This is a genomic window from Luteolibacter pohnpeiensis, from assembly GCF_016595435.1.
Classification (GTDB): Bacteria; Verrucomicrobiota; Verrucomicrobiia; order Verrucomicrobiales; family Akkermansiaceae; genus Luteolibacter; species Luteolibacter pohnpeiensis.
This window is the reverse complement of sequence record NZ_JAENIJ010000002.1, coordinates 20,268-39,721: the sequence shown is the minus strand read 5'-3', so window position 1 is coordinate 39,721 and position 19,454 is coordinate 20,268. Positions and strand designations below refer to the sequence as shown.

Annotated in this window: 17 protein-coding genes; 5 read left to right on the top strand and 12 right to left on the bottom strand. The window is 55.5% G+C overall.

Features of this window, described 5'->3' with window-relative positions; translation table 11 throughout:
- The first annotated feature begins 290 nt into the window (after positions 1-290).
- The 3 genes from JIN85_RS01370 (at position 291) to JIN85_RS01360 (ending at position 7,986) form a co-directional block, all read left to right on the top strand.
- Positions 291-983, top strand: a complete 693-nt coding sequence (locus JIN85_RS01370) for a PEP-CTERM sorting domain-containing protein (protein ID WP_200266858.1) — start codon at positions 291-293, stop codon at positions 981-983.
- Between the two features lie 25 nt (positions 984-1,008).
- A complete protein-coding gene (locus tag JIN85_RS01365) occupies positions 1,009-4,170 on the top strand; it encodes a sialate O-acetylesterase (protein ID WP_200266856.1) in 3,162 nt (1,053 codons plus the stop codon).
- 69 nt (positions 4,171-4,239) lie between these two features.
- Positions 4,240-7,986: a sugar-binding domain-containing protein gene (locus tag JIN85_RS01360; protein ID WP_200266854.1), complete on the top strand. Its 3,747-nt coding sequence runs from the start codon at positions 4,240-4,242 to the stop codon at positions 7,984-7,986.
- 79 nt (positions 7,987-8,065) lie between these two features.
- Here the strand turns inward: JIN85_RS01360 and JIN85_RS01355 are convergent, their stop codons facing one another.
- The 11 genes from JIN85_RS01355 to JIN85_RS01305 all read right to left on the bottom strand — a co-directional run bounded on the left by JIN85_RS01355 (position 8,066) and on the right by JIN85_RS01305 (position 15,615).
- Positions 8,066-8,689: a LolA family protein gene (locus tag JIN85_RS01355; protein WP_200266852.1), complete on the bottom strand. Its 624-nt coding sequence runs from the start codon at positions 8,687-8,689 to the stop codon at positions 8,066-8,068.
- 8 nt (positions 8,690-8,697) lie between these two features.
- Entirely contained in the window at positions 8,698-9,309 is a 612-nt protein-coding gene (locus JIN85_RS01350) for a YqaA family protein (RefSeq protein ID WP_200266850.1), read from the bottom strand.
- Between the two features lie 9 nt (positions 9,310-9,318).
- Positions 9,319-10,329, bottom strand: a complete 1,011-nt coding sequence (locus tag JIN85_RS01345; protein ID WP_200266848.1) for an NAD(P)H-dependent glycerol-3-phosphate dehydrogenase — start codon at positions 10,327-10,329, stop codon at positions 9,319-9,321.
- On the bottom strand, positions 10,322-11,068 hold the full coding sequence (gene plsY, locus JIN85_RS01340) for a glycerol-3-phosphate 1-O-acyltransferase PlsY (protein ID WP_200266846.1): 747 nt from the start codon (positions 11,066-11,068) through the stop codon (positions 10,322-10,324). Before plsY ends, JIN85_RS01345 begins: the two co-directional genes overlap by 8 nt.
- A gap of 41 nt (positions 11,069-11,109) precedes the next feature.
- Complete coding sequence (locus JIN85_RS01335) at positions 11,110-11,712, bottom strand: peptidylprolyl isomerase (RefSeq protein ID WP_325107852.1); 603 nt, start codon at positions 11,710-11,712, stop codon at positions 11,110-11,112.
- Positions 11,713-11,804: 92 nt separating this feature from the next.
- Positions 11,805-12,269 (bottom strand): SRPBCC family protein, encoded by a 465-nt coding sequence (locus JIN85_RS01330; RefSeq protein WP_200266844.1) that lies wholly within the window; start codon positions 12,267-12,269, stop codon positions 11,805-11,807.
- Positions 12,270-12,280: 11 nt separating this feature from the next.
- Positions 12,281-12,673 carry a YciI family protein gene (locus JIN85_RS01325; RefSeq protein ID WP_200266842.1) on the bottom strand — a complete coding sequence of 131 codons (393 nt, stop codon included), beginning with the start codon at positions 12,671-12,673 and terminating at the stop codon, positions 12,281-12,283.
- Positions 12,674-12,751: 78 nt separating this feature from the next.
- Positions 12,752-13,045 carry a hypothetical protein gene (locus tag JIN85_RS01320; RefSeq protein WP_200266840.1) on the bottom strand — a complete coding sequence of 98 codons (294 nt, stop codon included), beginning with the start codon at positions 13,043-13,045 and terminating at the stop codon, positions 12,752-12,754.
- Positions 13,038-13,808 (bottom strand): hypothetical protein, encoded by a 771-nt coding sequence (locus tag JIN85_RS01315; protein WP_200266831.1) that lies wholly within the window; start codon positions 13,806-13,808, stop codon positions 13,038-13,040. Before JIN85_RS01315 ends, JIN85_RS01320 begins: the two co-directional genes overlap by 8 nt.
- Positions 13,805-14,479 (bottom strand): hypothetical protein, encoded by a 675-nt coding sequence (locus tag JIN85_RS01310; protein WP_200266829.1) that lies wholly within the window; start codon positions 14,477-14,479, stop codon positions 13,805-13,807. The genes JIN85_RS01315 and JIN85_RS01310 overlap by 4 nt, the downstream gene beginning before the upstream one ends.
- 458 nt (positions 14,480-14,937) lie before the next feature.
- A complete protein-coding gene (locus JIN85_RS01305) occupies positions 14,938-15,615 on the bottom strand; it encodes a histidine phosphatase family protein (RefSeq protein WP_200266828.1) in 678 nt (225 codons plus the stop codon).
- Between the two features lie 112 nt (positions 15,616-15,727).
- On the opposite strand from JIN85_RS01305, the gene JIN85_RS01300 reads away from it, so the two are divergent.
- Positions 15,728-16,552, top strand: a complete 825-nt coding sequence (locus tag JIN85_RS01300; RefSeq protein WP_200266826.1) for a rhomboid family intramembrane serine protease — start codon at positions 15,728-15,730, stop codon at positions 16,550-16,552.
- 101 nt (positions 16,553-16,653) lie between these two features.
- On the opposite strand, the gene JIN85_RS01295 is transcribed toward JIN85_RS01300, so the two are convergent.
- Entirely contained in the window at positions 16,654-17,535 is an 882-nt protein-coding gene (locus JIN85_RS01295; protein ID WP_200267181.1) for a LamG domain-containing protein, read from the bottom strand.
- 190 nt (positions 17,536-17,725) lie between these two features.
- Here JIN85_RS01295 and JIN85_RS01290 point away from each other — a divergent pair, with 190 nt between their 5' ends.
- A complete protein-coding gene (locus tag JIN85_RS01290; protein WP_200266824.1) occupies positions 17,726-19,246 on the top strand; it encodes a tryptophan 7-halogenase in 1,521 nt (506 codons plus the stop codon).
- Positions 19,247-19,454: the final 208 nt, after the last annotated feature.

The following is a 19,454-nucleotide window of genomic DNA, read 5'->3' as shown; positions in this document are numbered from 1 at the left end:
AAGTATTTGGAATTCTCGATATTTCTAACAAATTGATGATGGGGGTGAAGTCTCATTTGTTTAATGCGAAAAATAGCAGAAAATCAAAATATGAAATGAATGCGATCTGCGCTAATGTGTATAATTACTTTTATGGTAAAAGTGGTGAATTTGAATAAGTGGCTGTGGGTTTTGAAAGGGCGGTGTCACGAGATATGCGAAATATTTAGAATTCTCCCATGAATCGGTACACGTTTTCCTCTCTGAGGGCATATCAAGGGGAGTTTTCGAACCAATAACCCGATACTAACTTGAAACTTGCTCCCATTACCAAAGCGCTGTTGACCCCCGTGGTCATTTCTTTCCTCTCCGTTTCCCAATCTGATGCTACTCTGGTTAGTATCGATAACTATTCCTTTGAGCAACCTGACTTGGGAGCGGGTGGTGCAACCCTAGCAGTTCCCACAGGCTGGAACTCGACCGGAGTTGCTGAAGTCGGAGGTGTTGGAAATGGTTGGAATGGCGGTGCCGTCAACATTTCCAATTTGGACGGAGTTCAAGCGGGCTGGTTTAACGTCACGGTTGGCAACGGGCTGTATCAAGTATTACCTGATACCTACACTACTGGGCAGTCGTATGAATTGACTGTCGGTATAGTGAAAGCATCTTCCGCATGGACCAACTGGACTTCTGGCAATGAAGTTACGATTGAGCTCTACTACGGAGATTTCAACGTGATCGCATCCGCATCCGTGCTTTCGGATTCGCTCAATGACAGCCAAGGTGCATTGACCTACTTTACAGCAAGTCTTTCCACGGTTGAGGCGGGCGATGCATGGGCAAACCAATCGATCGGAATTCGGCTGGTCAGCACCGTCGATAATTCCGGGGGCGCCAATGACTGGGCGGTCGACAATGTCACCCTCAATGCGGTTCCCGAGCCAGGATCGATGGCGCTTGCCGGGCTGTCGGCGCTTCTTCTGATCCGTCGTCGCCGGGCTTAATTCATTTTGCCACCATCAGATCGATATGTGGAAACGAGTTATCGTTGTTCCGCTCGCAGCAGCGTGCCTTGGTGGTGCGCTGAGCCAAGCGGATGGAGAAGTGATCGAAGTGCCGAATGGCTCATTTGAACTGCCGGTTCTGGCTGCAGACAGTGCGTCGTTGACCGAACCGGAAAACTGGACCTGGAACGGTGTCGGAGACTATGGCTATGTGGACAATGGCTGGAATTCCGGCGCCATCGAGATTTCGAATCTGGATGGCAATCAAGCGGCTTGGTTCAACACCCGGGCTGGCAGTGGATTCCATCAGGTCCTCTCCGAAGCGTTTGCTGAGGGAAACAGCTATCGACTGACCGTCGGCGCGGTGAAAGCTTCACCTGCCTGGACCGGTTCGACAGCTGGCAACACGTTGTCCATCGAGCTTTACTACGGTGATTTTGAAGTTGTCGCATCCGCATCGGTGACGGCAACCGAACTTCAGGATAGCCGTGGAGCACTCATCGATTTGGAAGTGGTCCTGCCGGTAGTCGCTGCCGACGATGCATGGGCGGGTCAGTCGATTGGCATTCGACTGGTCAGCAGCGCCGATTTTTCAAATGGTGGCAATGATTGGGCCATCGATGATGTTCGCCTGGAATCAACGAGCGGCCAGGAGCTGATCGCGATCCCGAATGCATCGTTCGAGCTTCCTGGCCTTGAGGCGGGAAATGCAGCTGTCGGCGAGCCGACCGGGTGGTCGTGGACCGGAGTTGCGACTCGGGGATACGTCGCCAACGGATGGGGTGGGGGAGCAATCAACCTCAGCAATCTCGATGGCACTCAGGCGGCATGGTTCAACTCAGACGTGGGAAATGGGTTTTTCCGAACGCTTCCCACGGTGTTCGAGCTGGGCCGGTCCTATGATCTCTCGGTTGCGGTGGCGAAGGCATCGCCTGCATGGACAGGATCAACCGATGGAAATGAATTTCAGCTCCAGCTTTACTACGGCGATTTTCAGGTCATCGCTTCCGCTGCTGTCCTTGCCGAGGAAGTTCAGGATAGCCAGGACGCACTCACCATCTTGACTGCAAGTCTGTCGGAAGTGCAGGCGACAGACGCGTGGTTTGGCCAACCCATCGGCATTCGATTGATCAGCACGATTGATGAGTCGGGGGCGATCGATAATGACTGGGCAGTCGACGATGTGCGCCTGCTCGCTTCTCCATCCACCGCACCGGGAACACTTTCAGTGGCCTCGCCCGTGTCACGCCAAGTGATCCAGCGGGATGAATCTAACAAGTCGGACCTCGAAATTTCCGGAACGTTTACCTGTTCCCCCGATCGGATCGAGGCTCGGTTGATCGTAATGGATGGTTACGATGGAACTGGCGTGGATTGGACCACCCTTGATGAGTCGCCATCAGCCGGAACTTTCAGCGGCATGGTCGCGAATGTTGAAGCGGGCGGATGGTATCAGTTGGAGCTTCGGGCGATCTTTGACGAGGAGCCGGGTGCCTTCGCCATCATCCAAAAAGTCGGCGTGGGGGATGTTTATCTGGTTTCCGGCCAATCGAATTCCGCGAACTTCGGTTGGCCGCCGATTGTTTCATCGGACGATCGGGTCAGTGCCTGGGATTTTGCGTCGCACTCCTGGACGCTCGCTTCCGATCCCATGCCTGGTTCGAATGGAAACGGCGGCTCACCGTGGACCCGCTTGGGGCCGATGTTGGTTGAACGCAATCAGGTGCCGGTGGCATTCGGGACCGTCGGCATTGGCGGAACTCGTGTCGATCAGTGGGTTCCAGGGGCAGAGCTTTATCCGCGGATTCAAAGTGCGGTGAAGGCCTTTCCTGCGGGTGGATTCCGCGCGATGCTTTGGCATCAGGGCGAGTTTGACTCGCAAATCAATACCACTACCTCGGTTTACGCGGCTCGATTGGAAAGCATCATCGAGCAGAGTCGTGAGGACGCAGGCTGGGATTTCCGCTGGTATATTGCAGAGGCCAGCTACATCGACAACACAACCTTGTCGCAGGAAGAGCCGGTCGTTGCCGGACAACGAGCTGTTATCCATTCGGTTTCCAATACCTACCCTGGCTCGGCAACCGATGATTTCCATCTTGAGGGGAAGCTCAGCGATACGGTTCATTTCAATGAAACCGGACTCACGGCCCACGCCTCCCAATGGCTTGAAATTTTGAGCGGATCAGCTCCTGTCGCGCTGAAAAATGGGGACTTTGAATCGAACCTCGCACTTGCGGATGGAAGTTCTCACACGATCGATACCTCGGCGACATCAAGTCCTTCGGTGATCGGGTGGCGTGCCTTGAACCCGGAACTTGATGGAGTCGCCGAAGGTTCATGCGGCTACTACAATCCGGACGACTCGTCCTATCCCGGTGCAAGCACTTCATCCGGCGGAACGGTGCCAGGGATGGACGGTCCGCATGTTGGATTCATCTCCGGCTCACCCGCTGGGACTGGATTTCTACAAACCCGCAGCGCGTTGTTAGAGGCGGGGAAAAATTACACACTGAGTGCCGCACTTGGAATTCGGGCAGGTGAAGAGTCTTTCGCTGGCGCCATCCTTGAAATCCGTGGCGGCTCGGAGGTTCTGGCGTCGCGGACGATTCAGCGTGATGAACTGGACGCGCTGAATGCTGGAGACGCTGCAGGCAAATTCACCGAAGTCGAGCTGACTTATCGGGCACCTACCACTCTCGGCGGGGATCAAGCGCTTTCGATTCGTATCGCCAAACTCGATGGCAGTTCAGACACCTACGTTGATTTTGATCACGTGCGTTTCGTGGTCGAAGACAACTCCTATGGATCGTGGCAGCAGCAATATTTTGCGGCTTCGGATGATCCGGCTGCCACGTGGGAAGCCGACCCTGACGGGGATGGATATGCCAATGGAATCGAATACTACTTGGGAACCAACCCAACAACTCGCGATGAACTTGCACTCAATGGTCCTGTCGTCCGTGACGGAAAATCGTGGGTGGAATGGGCATTGCCACTCAATGAACAGATAGACAATTCCCTACTGGAGTTGCAGTATTCGTTCGATTTGGAAAGCTGGTTCGCGGCGGATACGCTCAGCGATGGCAGCCTGGTTGTCAGCAAACAGACGGACTCGTATGGGATCGAAGTTGCCGTCGAAGATCATCCCAAGGTGTTTTTCCGCCTTGTAGCGGAGGTTCCGTAACCCACCAACCCTGGCACCATGGCCCGGTTCGGCCAGTGCCAATCATTCAATTAATTTTATCTAACAATCATGAATAGAATAACCCATCTCATGCAATACATGGCCCGCACGGTTGGAGGAGTCCTTCCGCTTCTCCCGTTATTGGCATTCGCGCAAACTTCATCCAATTGGCAGCCGGGGCATGCGACGATCATGTCGCCGTGGGCACAACTCGTCGATCCCGCCTCTCCTTTGCCGGAATATCCGCGACCTCAATTGGAGCGAAGTGACTGGCTAAATCTCAATGGAATCTGGCAATTCGAAAGTGGAGCTGCAGGAGATGCCACACCCACCGGGCAAACCCTGGATGGGCAAATTCTGGTGCCATTTCCCATTGAGTCGGCTCTGTCAGGCGTGCAGGAAAGTTTTCCGAGATCCTGGTATCGCCGCACGTTTGAGGTTCCTCAAAATTGGGAAGGTCAACGGATTCAACTGCACCTCGACGCCGTGGATTGGGAGTCGGAGGTGTTCGTTAATGGCGTTAGCTTGGGAGTCCACCGAGGCGGCTATGATCGGACGACATACGACATCACTCCATATCTCAATGGCGATGGGCCGCAGGAGTTGATTGTCCGTGTTTATGATCCAACCGATAACTACGGACAACCCCGTGGCAAACAAACGACCAGTCCCGGCGGGATCATGTATACGTCCGCCAGTGGAATTTGGCAGACTGTCTGGTTGGAACCGGTTCCAGAAACCCACATTGAAGATCTGAAGCTTGTGCCGGATGTCGACCAAAGCCGGCTTCAGGTCACTGCAAATGTCCCGGCTGCTGTCGAAGGAATGGAAGTGACGGTCACCGCATGGGTCGATGGTGTTTCTGTCGCAAGCGCCACGGGTACGGCGAACACCGTAATTGATCTTCCGATCACTGATCCGCACCTCTGGTCACCGGATGATCCGTTTCTCTACGAATTGCAGGTCAGCCTTCATGACGGAAGCGGTGAGATTGACTCGGTGGGCAGCTATTTCGGCATGAGGAAGATCAGTTTGGGCGAATCGGACGGTTTTCAAAAGATGCTGCTCAACGACGAGTTTGTCTTTCAGTATGGCCCGCTCGACCAAGGGTATTGGCCGGATGGAAACTACACCGCACCCACGGATCTGGCGCTCAAGGCGGATATCGAGCAATCGAAGATTCTTGGTTTCAACATGATCCGCAAGCACATCAAGGTCGAGCCGGATCGCTGGTATTATTGGGCGGACAAGCTAGGCATCATGGTCTGGCAGGACATGCCAAGCGCCAATTCGTATACGACCGTTTCCGTACCGGTGGATGAGCCTCAGTTCGAATCCGAGCTGACGACGATGGTTGAGAATCACTGGAATCATCCGTCGATCGTGAGCTGGGTGGTATTCAACGAGGGGCAGGGACAGCACAACACTCCGGAACTGGTATCGATGGTTGAGGATCTGGATCCATCACGCCTGGTCAACGAGGCGAGCGGATGGAACCTCTACGGCTCCGGTAGTATCAAAGACTGGCATACCTATCCGAATCCTGGCTTCCCGGTTAGCGAAACGCAGGCCGTGGTTTGCGGTGAATTCGGCGGTGTTGGCCTTGGAGTTGAGGGGCATACCTGGGCAGATGGCTGGGGCTACGTGGACGCTGCCGATGGCGATGAACTCGCATCCATTTTCGAGCGCATGAGTTCCCACATCACCGGATTTGTCAGCGATCATGGATTGAGCGGCGCGGTCTACACCGAGATTACCGATGTCGAAATCGAACTGAATGGATTCCTGACCTATGACCGCAAGGTTCGGAAGGTGGACGCGGATCGAATTCGCGCTGCGGTGCTGGGTGCCAGCGCGACACGAACCATTACAGACGTCGTGCCAAACTCACGGAACTCCGGCGTTACCTGGCAATATTCGACGTCGCAACCGCAGGCATCCTGGACGCAGACCGGCTTCGACGATTCCACTTGGAATAGCGGACCTGGAGGATTCGGTGCCGGTGATCCTTACAACCTCGAGGATTACACCCGCACCACCTGGTCGACTTCCGACATTTGGATGCGAACCCACTTCAACCCGGGCGATCTAGCGGAAGAAGAAATCGCCGAGCTTCAATTCACAGCGTTTTTCGACGACAATGTCGAAATCTACATCAATGGTGTTCTCGCTGCCGATGTCGATGGGTTCCTGGTGGACTACGGATTGTTAGAAATCAGTCCGGAAGCACGTGCGGCGATCATTCCCAATGGAGATAATGTTCTGGCGGTGCATTGCCAGCAGCTCAGTGGCGGACAGTTCGTCGATGTCGGCCTTGCTCGGGTTCAAACTGATCTTGTCGTGCCGCAGCGTCCAACTCCGACCGCCCCACAAGATTTTGTGACCGCAAGCGGGGTGGACGGCGCAACGCTCGGATGGGCCAGCTCACCGGGGGCAACGCATTACCTGATCAAGCGCGCCAGCACACCGGGTGGTCCATACGAGGACCTCGATTTTACCACGCCGGTGAACGCAGTCGTCGACCCTGAAGTGGTGGATGGGGAAACGTATTACTATCGTGTCGCAGCTGCGAATGCGGATGCAACCAGTGCCGATTCTGAAGAAATCGCGGTAATGGTATCCATTCCGCAAGGTCCGGTGCCTGAGTTGGTCACCTGGTTCCGCGCGGACGAATTCAGTGATCTGGCAGACGGCAGCGAATTGGAATCCTGGACGGATCTTTCCGGCTTTGGTCGGGATGCAGTGCAGGCAAACGCAGGCCGACAACCGAGCTTGGCGACCAGTCAAATCAACGGGCTGCCCGTGGTGCATTTCAATGCCAGCGAGTCGGACTACCTGGAGTTCGAGTCACCCGTTAGTGAGGATTTCACAATCTACTGTGTTTTCCGTAGCAATCAGGGCATCGGAACTGGCAGCGGGTATTGGACGGGAGCGGGATTGGTCAGCGGTGAGATGCCGAATTCGGTGGATGATTTTGGCATGAGCCTGCGCGCCGACGGAACTTTGCTCGCTGGAACGGGCAGACCTGACGTTACGCTCACCTCAGCCAAAGGCTTCAACGACGGACAACCTCACATCGCGATCTTTCAACGGACTCGCGACACGGGATTGATTGAACTTTATGTCGATGGCGTTCTGCAGGATAGCGGGACGGCTGGGCGACAGCTGCTGAGTTCGCCTTCCATGCTGACATTGGGAGCTCATCCAACTTTGGAGAATTTTTTCACAGGAGACATCGCGGAAGTGCGTATTTTCGAAGGTGTGGTGGATGAAGCGAACCGCTCCGCACTCAACTCGGCCCTGGCCTACAAATGGGGCATGGGACCAGCCGTCGCACCGCGCGTTCCCACGAATCTGGCGATCTCGATGGGCGACGATTCCACGACACTTACCTGGACCCCAGTGGTGGAGGCGCTGACTTATACGATCGAGAGATCGACCAGTGCGGATGGACCTTTCACCACGGTGGCGAGCGACTTGATCGGCACCAGTTTTACCGACCCAGCCGTGAGTCCGGGATCGGCTTGGTTCTATCGCATCACGGCAGTCAGCGAGGCGGGGCCAGGATCGCCCTCGGCAGTCGCGAGTGTCTCTGCGCCAATGGCTGATTTGACCGTGGTTTCTGACACGACCTCGGTCACCCTCAGCTGGCCGGTTTGGGCAGCGGATTGGATTTTGGAACAGAATGACGACCTCGATTCATCGTGGCAAGAGGTTGAGGACGCCGCCAGCACGGTGGGCGATCGGTTTGAACTCACCTTGCCGATTCAACAGAACGCTCAATTCTTCCGACTTCGCGCGCCTGATCAGGACTGAGATAAATTCGATTCTAAGCCATAAAATGGGTGCGGGTTGGAAACGATCCGCGCCCTTTTTTGTTTCCCGTAATTTTAAATTACTTCACCGAATAGCCGGTTAGATCCGGCGTGAAGAGCGAATCGGGGAGCACTTGATTGAACTTCGGATTGTGAAAAACGGTGCGGAGGCGGGACTTGTCCTTCAGCTCCAGTTCGAAAGCGCGCAGCTCGTTTTTTTCGGGATCGATGTCGATAAAAACCCACGGAACCTGCGAGCGGAATTTCCGGTCCTTCGGCTTCAAGGTGTATTGATGAATGCCGAGCGTGACCCGCTTTTCGACAATTTCGAAGGCATCGGTGAATGCGGTGGGATTGGCGAAGGCACTGCCAGTCAAAGCGGTGAAACGAGCGGCGCGTGGCGAATCCGCTGGAATCTGGCGCGCGGTTTTGTCCGCTTCCTCGATCATCGTCAGCGTTTTGCCATCGGAGACGGCGAGGGTTTCGGTCGGCTCACCCAGTTGCCAACGGATCTTGTCCGGTTTTTGGAAACTGATTCGCCCTGGCGTGACGACCGGGTTTTTCAGTGCGGGCAGCTTGCGTTCCTGGGTGAATGTCGCATCCAGCGATTTCACCTCGGCCTGATGTTCCAGCCAACTTTGCAGCACCGCATCCTGGGCATGGGCGGAGGCGATCAGGACGATGGAACAAAGCAGGCTGCGCATGAGGAATCTTAGTGGAGGAATTTGATCAAAACAAATCCGGCGATCAGTAACAGGCCACCGATCAGGAAACACCACTCAAGGTGCTTTTCAATGAACGGTTTCACGGTAGGTCCGAAGATTCGGATCAAGCCAGCGACGATGAAAAACCGTCCTGCTCTACCGACGAGGGAACCGAGCAAAAGCACTGGGATGCTGACATGGAAAACCCCGGCGGCGATTGTGAACACCTTGAACGGAATCGGGGTGAAGGCAGCTGCGAACACCGCGAGAAATGCGTTGCTGGCATACATCCCGCCGACTTTGTCGAACTGGGCTTGGGTGAAGAGATGGGGGATGAACCAATGGTGGACCGTTGCCCAGAATCCCCAGCCGATGAACCAACCGGCAGCTGCTCCAAGCACCGAGCCGATGGTGCAGACGGTGGCGTATTTCATCCATTTCTGACGAGCGCCGAAGCACAGTGCGATCAGTAGCACATCTGGAGGAATCGGGAAAAACGAAGACTCAGCAAAGGCAATCAGAAACAAAGCCCAGGTTCCGGCGGGGTGATCCGCCCAGGAAATGGTCCAGTTGTAAAGGCGGCGGATGGGGCCGGGATTGGAGGCAACAGCGGTGGTCATGGGAGCTTGTTATTCGGGTTCCGGGCGCGGATCGCGCGTCAGGAGTTCTTGCATGGCTTGAGCAGCTGGCTTGCCACCATAGAGAATGGAATGCACGGCATCAATGATTGGCGTGCGGACATGCGCTTTGCGGGCTGCGTCGTAGATCGACAGCGTGTTGGGCACGCCTTCCGCAACCATGCCGAGGACAGACACCGCTTCGTCGAGTGATTTGCCTTCGCCGAGCGCAAAGCCGACGCGGTGGTTGCGCGAATGATTCGAATAGCAGGTGACCAGCAGGTCGCCCATGCCGGACAGGCCGTTGAAAGTCTCCGCGCGCCCGCCCAGCTCGGTGCCGAGACGGGTCATTTCCGCAAGGGCGCGGGTAACCAGTGCTGCCACGGCGTTGTCGCCAAGCCCTAACCCGTGGGCGATGCCGGCAGCGATGGCGAAAACGTTTTTCACCGCTCCGCCGAGCTCCATGCCCGCCAGGTCATCACTGGTGTAGATGCGGAAATGCGGGAGCGTAATGGCTTCCTGCAGGCGCACCGCAAGGTCGAAATCGTCGGAGCCAATGACTGCGCAGGAAGCGAGGCCACGGGCGAGTTCCTCGGCATGATTCGGTCCGGAAAGTGCCGCAATCGGGTTGTTGGGAAAGATTTCCCGCAGAATTTCCGACATGCGTTCGCCGGTGGAGCGTTCGATGCCCTTCGCGCAGGAAAGCAAAATCGCATGCTCGGGCAGTCCAGCTTTTGCCAGTTCTTCCGCTACCGCCCGGGTCACGGAGGTGGGGACTGCGAAAACGATCAGAGGATGCCCGATCGCTGCCGGGTTTTCCGTGCCTGCGAGAATATTTTCCGGCAGCGGAATATCGCCGAGATAGCGCGGATTGCGATGTTCACGGTTGATGGTTTCGGCCACGTCGGCATCGCGGCCGATGAGCAGAACCTGCTCCAGTTTGGGAGCGAGGAGGAGGGCGAGTGCAGTGCCGAAAGAGCCGGAACCGATGATGGCAGCGGAGGAAAACGGCGCGTCAGACATTGGCAGACTGCTTCTTTTTTGGCTCAAAGCGGTTCTCGGTGCCTTCGCGCAGGCGGCGCAAGTTGGAGCGATGCTTCCACACGGCCAGAATGGCGATGATTAGGGTGAATACAAACAGTGGCTTGTTCCAAGTTCCTGCTTCCCAGAGGGTTGGTAGGCTCTTGTCGTTGTCGATGTGGTGGAATCTGGCACCGAGGTGGGTCATCACCGGCAGCGCCACCGCAGCAGTGATGCTGGCGACCGAAACATAGCGGGTACTGGCGAAAACCAACAGCCAGATTATTAACAGAAGGACTACACCGAATGGGGGCATGAGACCGATCAGGACTCCGGCCGAGGTGGCGATGCCTTTGCCGCCTTTGAATCCGACCCATGGCGAATAATTGTGGCCGAGCACCGCTGCCAGTGCGGTGAGCACGTGCACGAGCTGCCCTTTGAATTGATCCGCCGCAGAAAGGTGGAGGGCGAATTGATTCAGAAAATCAAACACGAGCGCCGGATGCTTTCCTTCGATCCGGATCAGGTTCATCGCGATCATCACGGGGATGAATCCCTTCAGCGCATCAAGAATCAGGCAGGTGATGCCGTATTTCTTGCCGATGACCCGCAGCACGTTGGTTGCGCCGATGTTACCGGAGCCATGCTGGCGGATGTCGACGCCTTTCAGCTTGGCGATGAGCAGGCCGAAGGGGATGGAACCCGCGAGGAATGCGATGAGGGGACAGAGCCAGAGTTGCATGGGATAGATCGATGAAAAATCGCCGGAAAACGGAGCACGCCTTACTTAATCACTGTAACCGACTCGATGATGACGGGCTTTTGCGGCGCGTCGGTCGGGAAGGGAGGGAAGGAGCCGGTTTCCACTTCGCGGATTTTATCGACCACGTTCATGCCTTTGGTGACCTTGCCGAAAACTGCGTAACCGCCGCCGTTGTTGGGATAGTTGAGGCTTGGGTTGTCTTTCACATTGATGAAAAACTGCGAAGTCGCGCTGTTCGGATCACTGGTGCGGGCCATCGCGATGGTGCCGCGCTCGTTTTTCAGGCCATTGTTGCTTTCATTTTTGATCGGAGCATCCGTCGCTTTTTCAGCAAATCGCCCGTCCTTGATGATGTAGCCGCCGCCTTGAATCATGAAATTTTCGATCACGCGGTGAAACACGGTGCCGTCGTATTGCTTCTTCTCGACGTACTTCAGGAAGTTTGCGGTAGAGATCGGCGCATTCTTGCCGTCGAGCTGGATTTCGATGTCTCCCATGTTGGTTTTCATGAGGACCTTGGCTTTTGCCGGTGCATCGGTGGCGGCTTCTTTCTCAGCGGCAGGTTCGCAAGACGCGAAAAGCGGGATCAAGAGCAGGGAGATGAGAGCGAGACGGCGTTTCATGGAGCAACTTGGTATGGCAGACCGGCGGGGAGTGCAAGCGGAGTCGCATTTGTCACAAGGAATTCACCGGGAATCCATTCAGCCGCGAAAAATCAGAGTTTGGCGGCAAGTTCCGCCAATTGATCGGTCGCGACTCCCCAGCCTTGGTGAAAGCCCATTTCTTCGTGAGCTTTGCGGTCTTCGGCAGTCCAGTGAAGCACGCGGGCCGTGTATTTTGTCCGATCTCCCAAGTCATCGAAGGTGAGAATGGCGGTCATGAACGGCTTGGCCGATGGCTCCCAGGCGGAGAGGTAGGCATCGGTGAAAACGAGTTTTTCATTCGGGATGACTTCGAGATAAATGCCCGGGCATTCGATTTTTCCGCCATCGGGGCCCTGCATCACGATCAGACTGGAGCCGCCGGGCCGCAGGTCGACTTCGGCGTGGATGGTTTTGAATGGCGGGGGCGTGAACCATTGTTTGAGCAATTCCGGCTCAGTCCAGCAACGGAAGAGCTTGGCAGGTGGAGCCTCAATGATGCGGGTGAGGGTCAGTTCGCGATCGGATTCGGTGGACATGGTGAGGTCAGTTAGCGGTTTGGGTTTTCGGCGAGTTTGCTGGCGGTGCAGCGATCCATCAATTTACGGACTTCCACAATCGATCCGTAGGGCAGGCCGGGGCAATTGGCGGCGATTTCGCGGGCTTCCTCGATGTCCTTGACCCGAAGCATGAAATAACCGGCGACGGCTTCTTTCGATTCCGCGTAGGCACCGTCCGTGATGCTCCGATTGGCACCGCTCAAGACCAGGCCGCCGGGCTCCAGTGATTGTCCACCGAGGCAGCGGCCGTCTGCGACGAGCCCGTCGAACCACGCCATCCAATCGGTCATGACTTTCTGGATTTCTTCGGCTGAAAGGTCGCGGTGCCAGGCGGTGTTGCGAAACAGCAGAAGGTAATCGGATTTAGGTTCGGGCTCGCTCATCAATTTCGAAGTTAGTTCGAAATCACGACGTTCGGCGAGCGGGAATCAGGACATAAACTTGCAAATTCGGCTGAGGTTTCAGCAATCTAACAGGCTCCACTGAAGCAGAATGCCTGGAATGAGAAAGGCCATGCCGAAGAAAACTGGCAGCAGCATCATCAGGCAGACGGTGCTGCGAAAACACCAGTAACGCCGGACTTTTGCGGCAACGCGGGTGAAAAATCGGTGGATTAGAAAGGTCGCCAAGGCCAGTGCGATCAAGCCACCGCCACAGGTGGAAAAATCCCAGGAAATATCGGCCAGATTTCTTCGCAGAAAAAACGCGAAGCCGAACAGGAGGTGGATCACGAAGCTGACGAGGGGCTCAGTCATTTGCCGGTGGTGCCGCTGCGGCTTTGCGGGATTGGAGGAATTTCACAAAACGCCGAGCAGGCCAACTATTCGCCGAGCCGTCCGAGTAACCGACAATGAATTTTCCGCTTTCAGGTAGGACGGGGGAGATGACCACAGGAGTGGCTTCTGTGGTTAGGGCGGTGGTGCTCGCTGGTGGAAGGATCAAAAAACCTTCCTTCGGTCCACTATCAAAACGAATACGAAACTGCTCATCGGGCATTTGGAGATATTCGATCACTTCCTCCAGAGTTGTTGGGGGGCGCCCGGTTTCTTGCTGAAACGAATCGATCCCGATGGAAAGGTTTTTGGCGATGCTGAGGGCTGCGGTAGTCTCGGAATTTCCTGATCGTTGGGTGATCTTATCCTGAGTGCTCAACCATACGAGTTGATGGGCGACCGCGCTAATGGCGATAGCTGCACTACTAGTGAACAAAAGCAGTGCAACAACTGACGTGGTTTGTCGAAAGTTCCACTGAATCGGAGTGAAGCTCTTTCGTAAAATGGATCGGACTACAGCGTGGCCAAAGAGAGTCGCGACAATCAGGCAAGAGGCCGGTAAAAGCATGGTCCGCCATTTTGCAGCTGCGATTGGAAGGACGATGAATGAGTGGACAATCCAGCCACCGAGCAGACGCAGTGGTGGCTCGAAGATGTAGATGTTTCGTGGAAGCAACGGGGAAGCAAGAATCAGCTTAACAATCACGATAACTCCCAAGGCGCCCAAACTTCCTTTCGATTTCATCGCTTTGACTGATCTTGAATTTCGGTTGCCAGGACATTTTCCGAGCGATCCTCGATGCTGCCATCAGAGAGCAGAATGAAGCGCCGTCCGCCAGCAGACGCAGGTTCATAGGCCAGGATTTTTCGTCCGACTCCTGGCAGCACATCCGGCATCAACACGTAGAGGCCACCGCCCGGGAATTGCCACAGGTTCAGGTCGATTTCAGAATTCAGCGGACTGGTTGGAGCGCGACCTTCATGGTTTTCCGCGTAACTCCAAATCGCTTTCTGCAGGCTACGAAGTGAAGTTCGACGTTGTTCTTTTTCAGGAAACGGAGCCTCGCCTTCGCGCAGTCGGTATCGAGCGCCTTGCTTTTCCCATGCTCCAGGAGTGAGCAATTCGCGAGCTCCGGAGATCATCGTGAGGACGACGTAAAACAACAGCGAGACGACAAAAACGAAGCCGAGCGCTTGCTTGTAATTCAGGCGCGTAATTGCCGGAAACGATTTGACCAATTGGTTCCAGATCAACTTTACGAACCAGCAAATGAGCAGATAGCCGACGATGAAAAACGAAATCGCATCGATCCGCGCCCGCGCGATATCGGTCAGCGTGATCGTCGTCATGCCAGCCGACGCCTTGCTGATGAGAAGCAGCCAGAAGGCCGGGATGATGGCGGGGGCTTTTTTCATGAAAAAACGACTGTTGCCCTACGACTTCGGACTGACGAGGAGAAAATGAGAACTTATGGCGGGTGTCGTGTTGTCACCAAAACGACGAGCAAATGCTGCCGAATGCGTTCCAGATTCCATCGAGGATTGCGGGGCCAAACCGAGCTGGTTTTTGAGGCTGATATGGATCTAGAATTTTATCCATCGTGGTCCGCAGGCCAGCTATTGAAAATAGAATCATGATTACTCCCAAAATCCCCATTAGGTTCAAGACGATCGCTGGCCAGTCGAACCAATCCCAATAACCTAGCAGAATCATCAACACGCCAATGACGGCGAGCCCCCGACGAAACCAAATTGGAAGGAGCTGGATCTTCATTTCGGATATTTCCTCTACGGTAGCCCGACGGCGCTGTCTCGGTATTGGGCGGAGTAAGCGGATGCGCATATTTTGGGGAATGGATGGCGGTTTCATCGGGTCACTTCGCCCACCATTTGGAGAGGCAAGTCTGAGCAGATTCCGGCAGGGCCATGCCGGTCTCGGAATAGTGGGAAGTGTCGTTGAAAAGCATCAGCCGTGAACGCACCGAATCCTTGAAATCGAGGATGTTCAGTGCAGCGGGATCCTGATCCAAATTGTCGCGGAAGCGGCGAGGATCGAAGCCGAGCAATGAGCTGAGCAGCAGGCGAATCGTTGCTTTATGAGATGCGACAATCACGGTTTTGCCTTGGTGGCGTGTCACGATTTCCAGCAGAGCAGGCAGAGAACGCGCGGTCACGGCGAGGCCGGTTTCACCACCTTCTGGCGCGTGCGTGTAGGGATCCTCGTCCCAGGCGGCGGCTTCGTCCGGGAATTTTTCTTCAACCTCATCCCGGGTCAGCGTTTCCCAGTGACCGTGGGATATTTCCCGCAATCCGTCGACGGGGTGAACTTCCAGTCCGTGCGGTTCGGCGAGAATCGATGCGGTTTCCATGGTTCGATCGAGCGGCGAAGCGTAAACGGCGGCAACATCGATGTGGCTCAGCCGCATGGCGAGTCGGCGGACCTGCTCGCGTCCCATCTCGGAAAGCTGAACGTTGGTGGAGCCTGCAAAGCGATCCTCATCGGTCAACTCGGTGGCACCGTGGCGGATTAAGAAAATTCGTGTGATTGGCATCTCTCTGGATTTGCAACTAACACCCAAATGCGTGGTAAGGGGAGGAGAAATGTTTCGCGGGCAAGAACGGTGTTTGACCGGTTGCGCGGAGCTGGAAGATCGGCCATGATGGATGGCGATGGAGGAAGCCCAACAAGAGCTGGAGCGTAAGGAAGTGGTGGTCGGAATCTGGCCGTCACTGCAGGCCGCGTGCGAGCGGGCTTTGGTGATCCTGGCGATGCGCCGGTCTTGCTGGGTTGAGGAGGAAAGACCGGGAAGTTTCGCCCTGCATGCAGAACCGGAAGATGAGCTGGCGATTCGTCAGGAGCTGGAACTTTATGAGGACGAAGAGTCGCAGCGAATCGAGCCGGTCGAGTTGCCGGTTTTCCCACCTGGCTTTGCCTGGTTCTCGGTTTGGCTAGCGGCATTGGTATCGGTTTTCATCTGGCAGCTCAACGATCCGGCGGTGACTGGCAGGTTCAGCAACTCCAGTCTGGGGATGATCGATCAGCACGAATGGTGGCGTCCGTTCACCGCGCTGTTTCTGCATGGCGGAGTGGGGCACTTGCTCGGAAATCTCTGCATCGGAGGCGTATTTTGCGTCATGGTGGCGCAAACATTAGGGGCATGGCGAGGTTGGCCGTTGATCCTGTTGGCGGGGACGCTCGGAAATGCGTTGAATGCCTGGCTCCGCTATCCGGCGGCATTCCAGTCGATTGGTGCATCGACCATGACCTTCGCTGCCTTGGGAGTCTTGGTTGGGGTTGCCGCGTTCCGGTCTTGGAGGGGGCGGTCGTTTCTCCAACTAAGGCCGTTGATGGTCCCTGTGATGGTGGGATTGATCATGCTGGGATGGTTCGGGATTTCCGGTGAAAATACCGACATCGGTGGCCACTTTGCCGGTTGGAGTTGTGGGGTGATCGGTGGATTTGCCACCGGACGCTGGATCCGATCTTAAATCTCAGCGCTTTTTCTGAAACGCGTATAAGAAAAGCGCCCTCCCCAGCGATGCCGGAGAGGGCGTTGTTACCGAACGAATCATCAACAAAGAAAGATCGATCAGGCGCGGCGTCGGCGCAGGCTGGCTGCAGCCGCTGCACCCAACATCAGTGCCGCAGCGCTTGGTTCTGGAACCGCGACCGGGCCGGCTGCGTAAATGTTCGCTGCATCCGTGGCATCCACAGCATTGTCGTAAATGGCGAGCTCATCGATCGAGCCGACCCATGCGCCATCACCATCCCACTGGCCGCGACCGAGCCAGTTGTTGTTGTTGGTGAAGGTGTTGATATCGAGTCCTGCCGGGAGATCACTTGAACCAACCAGCACGCCGTTGACATAGAAGGATTGCTGCGAGCCAGCTGCAGCAGAGAGATCATACACGCCGACCACGTTGATCAGCGTATTGAGTGGGGCGGTTTGGTCCTGAGCCTGTGATACTCCGAGTTCTGAACCCGCTGCGGAGTGAGCCGTGAGCCGGAAGGTGTTGGAAGGGCTGCCGCCGTCTGTATCTGGAATGAGTTGGATGTAGTCGGAGCTACCTGCACCGGAAGCGGCGTTTTCCCCACCGTCTGTGGTACCGAAAGAAAGCGGTGTAGCCCAGTTCCGGCTTTCGGTAGCGATGAACCAGATTGAGAAGCTGAATGCGCCGCTCGTACCGCCGGAGGATGCGGTGCTAATCAGGCCGTTTGGTAGATCAATGTATTGTGTTGAGCCGTTAGCGTTATTCAATCCGCTGTTGGCTAAAGTAACACTACCGCCGGAGATGACCGGGCTATTGATGGCTACTGCGTTCTGGCCACCAACACTATCATTCGCGGTGCCGTCGTTGAAGGTATAAAGGTTAACAACAGATGCGCCGGCATTTTGGACAGCAAGCGGTAGCGACAAAGCCATGGCGGCTGATGCCAACAGGAATTTATTGCGGTTATTCGGGTTTTTCATAACGGGAGTCTATCAATGTGGCCAAGTGGGTTTAGTTAGCCAGTTCCCTAGAATGCAAAAAAACTAGATACCGTCAATGCGTGAATTGGTTGGTGTTGGGTTAGTTTGACTGATTCTTAATGTCTTGGTGGTTTTGGAATAACTGATAGTGTGAAATAGTTATCTGGTATTGTTCTGAATTGTGGTTCTAATGGTTTCGATTGAACACGATATGATTCAGGAAGTCGTCATTTTAGGGGGAGGGAGTGCTGGACTGTTAGCAGCGATCACTTTGGCAAAACAACTGCCGCATCTGAAGTTGAGATTGATCCGGAGTTTGGACATCGGGGTCATCGGGGTGGGTGAGGGGACAACCGCTGCGTTCCCGCGACATTTCTTCGATTATCTGAAAATGCCGGTGAAGCCGTTTTATCAAGGGGTGCAGCCGACTTGGAAACTGGGCATCCGCTTTTTGTGGGGGCCCAGGGAGGAATTTTATTACACCTTCGCGAAGGAATACACTCAGGAAATCGAAGGATTCAGCAGGCGGCCCGGATTTTACCACGATGAAGAAACCACGTGGCTTGGCCCGATTTCGGCCCTGATGGCGAAGGGAACGGTGTTTCCGAGAAAACCGGATGGCACGCCGCAAATCCGTCCGCCCCATGCCTATCACATCGAAAATGAGAAGCTCGTCAGCTACTTGGAACAGGTGGCGCGTGCGGTTGGGGTGACCATCACCGATGGCAAAGTGGATCAGGTCGAAACCGGCCCGGTGAACACGAATGGTGGCTCGGAATTGGGGGTGAAGCGCTTGATCCTGGAATCGGGCGAAAGTGTGACGGCGGATTTATTTGTCGATGCCTCCGGATTCCGCTCAGAGTTGTTAGGTAAAGCATTGGCTGTCCCCCAAGTGACGTATTCGGACTCCTTGTTTTGCGATCGTGCGGTGATCGCGGGCTGGTCGCGCACCAACGAGCCGATCCTTCCTTATACTACCGCGGAAACGATGGATCACGGTTGGGCTTGGCAGATTGAACACGAAAATTTCATCAATCGGGGCTATGTCTACGCGTCGAACTTTGTGAGCGACGATGCGGCTTTGGAGGAATTCCGCCGCAAGAATCCCCAACTGAGCACCGAGCCGCGCGTGGTGAAATTCCGATCGTATCGCTGCGAAAAAATGTGGTCCGGAAATGTGGTAGGCATCGGCAACGCCAGCGGATTCGTCGAGCCACTCGAAGCGACGGCCTTGCAAATCATCTGCGTCCAAACCAGCACCCTGGCCGATGTTTTGATGGACAGTCTGTGCGAGCCGACGCCGAGCTTGGTCGATTTTTACAATCGATACAACGCCGGCCAGTGGGATGATACCCGCGACTTCCTGGCGGTGCATTACAAGTTCAACACCAGGCTGGATACGCCATTTTGGCAAACCTGCCGGGCAGATACTCGACTGGGGGGCGCGCAGCAAATGGTCGACTCCTACTTGGAAAACGGTCCGAGCACATTGCTCAACGGGATCATCCTGCCACCGCAAAACTCATTTGGCTTCGATGGCTATCTGGCGATGCTGGTCGGCCAATGTGTGCCGCATGGCAAACCGTATCGTCCAAGCCCAGAGGAAGCAGCCCGATGGAAGCGGCGGCGCGATGAAATCGGTGCCGCAGCCGAGGGGGCGATGAACATCCGGGAGTCGATCCAGGTGCTGCGTCATGCCGGGTGGTGCTGATTGCTGAATTGTTAGATTTTTGGCACATCAGTGATCTATCACCAGTAGAATGAACGACCTGTGAAATTCGTGAGTTCTCCGGGGGCATTCTGTCAAGGAATTGGCGGGGAATCATGATTTACAAGCGCCCGCGATCGCGCAACAAGCACCGCGTTTGCAGCCTGACCGGCCCCGAAAATCCGGTCGGTTTCGTCTCACATCACCGGAC

Coding starts and splice junctions, on each gene's coding strand:
- JIN85_RS01365 (WP_200266856.1), top strand. CDS start 1,009: ATGTGGAAACGAGTTATCGTTGTTCCGCTCGCAGCAGCGTGCCTTGGT.
- JIN85_RS01360 (WP_200266854.1), top strand. CDS start 4,240: ATGAATAGAATAACCCATCTCATGCAATACATGGCCCGCACGGTTGGA.
- JIN85_RS01355 (WP_200266852.1), bottom strand. CDS start 8,689: ATGCGCAGCCTGCTTTGTTCCATCGTCCTGATCGCCTCCGCCCATGCC.
- JIN85_RS01350 (WP_200266850.1), bottom strand. CDS start 9,309: ATGACCACCGCTGTTGCCTCCAATCCCGGCCCCATCCGCCGCCTTTAC.
- JIN85_RS01345 (WP_200266848.1), bottom strand. CDS start 10,329: ATGTCTGACGCGCCGTTTTCCTCCGCTGCCATCATCGGTTCCGGCTCT.
- plsY (WP_200266846.1), bottom strand. CDS start 11,068: ATGCAACTCTGGCTCTGTCCCCTCATCGCATTCCTCGCGGGTTCCATC.
- JIN85_RS01335 (WP_325107852.1), bottom strand. CDS start 11,712: ATGAAACGCCGTCTCGCTCTCATCTCCCTGCTCTTGATCCCGCTTTTC.
- JIN85_RS01330 (WP_200266844.1), bottom strand. CDS start 12,269: ATGTCCACCGAATCCGATCGCGAACTGACCCTCACCCGCATCATTGAG.
- JIN85_RS01325 (WP_200266842.1), bottom strand. CDS start 12,673: ATGAGCGAGCCCGAACCTAAATCCGATTACCTTCTGCTGTTTCGCAAC.
- JIN85_RS01320 (WP_200266840.1), bottom strand. CDS start 13,045: ATGACTGAGCCCCTCGTCAGCTTCGTGATCCACCTCCTGTTCGGCTTC.
- JIN85_RS01315 (WP_200266831.1), bottom strand. CDS start 13,808: ATGAAATCGAAAGGAAGTTTGGGCGCCTTGGGAGTTATCGTGATTGTT.
- JIN85_RS01310 (WP_200266829.1), bottom strand. CDS start 14,479: ATGAAAAAAGCCCCCGCCATCATCCCGGCCTTCTGGCTGCTTCTCATC.
- JIN85_RS01305 (WP_200266828.1), bottom strand. CDS start 15,615: ATGCCAATCACACGAATTTTCTTAATCCGCCACGGTGCCACCGAGTTG.
- JIN85_RS01300 (WP_200266826.1), top strand. CDS start 15,728: ATGGCGATGGAGGAAGCCCAACAAGAGCTGGAGCGTAAGGAAGTGGTG.
- JIN85_RS01295 (WP_200267181.1), bottom strand. CDS start 17,535: ATGAAAAACCCGAATAACCGCAATAAATTCCTGTTGGCATCAGCCGCC.
- JIN85_RS01290 (WP_200266824.1), top strand. CDS start 17,726: ATGGTTTCGATTGAACACGATATGATTCAGGAAGTCGTCATTTTAGGG.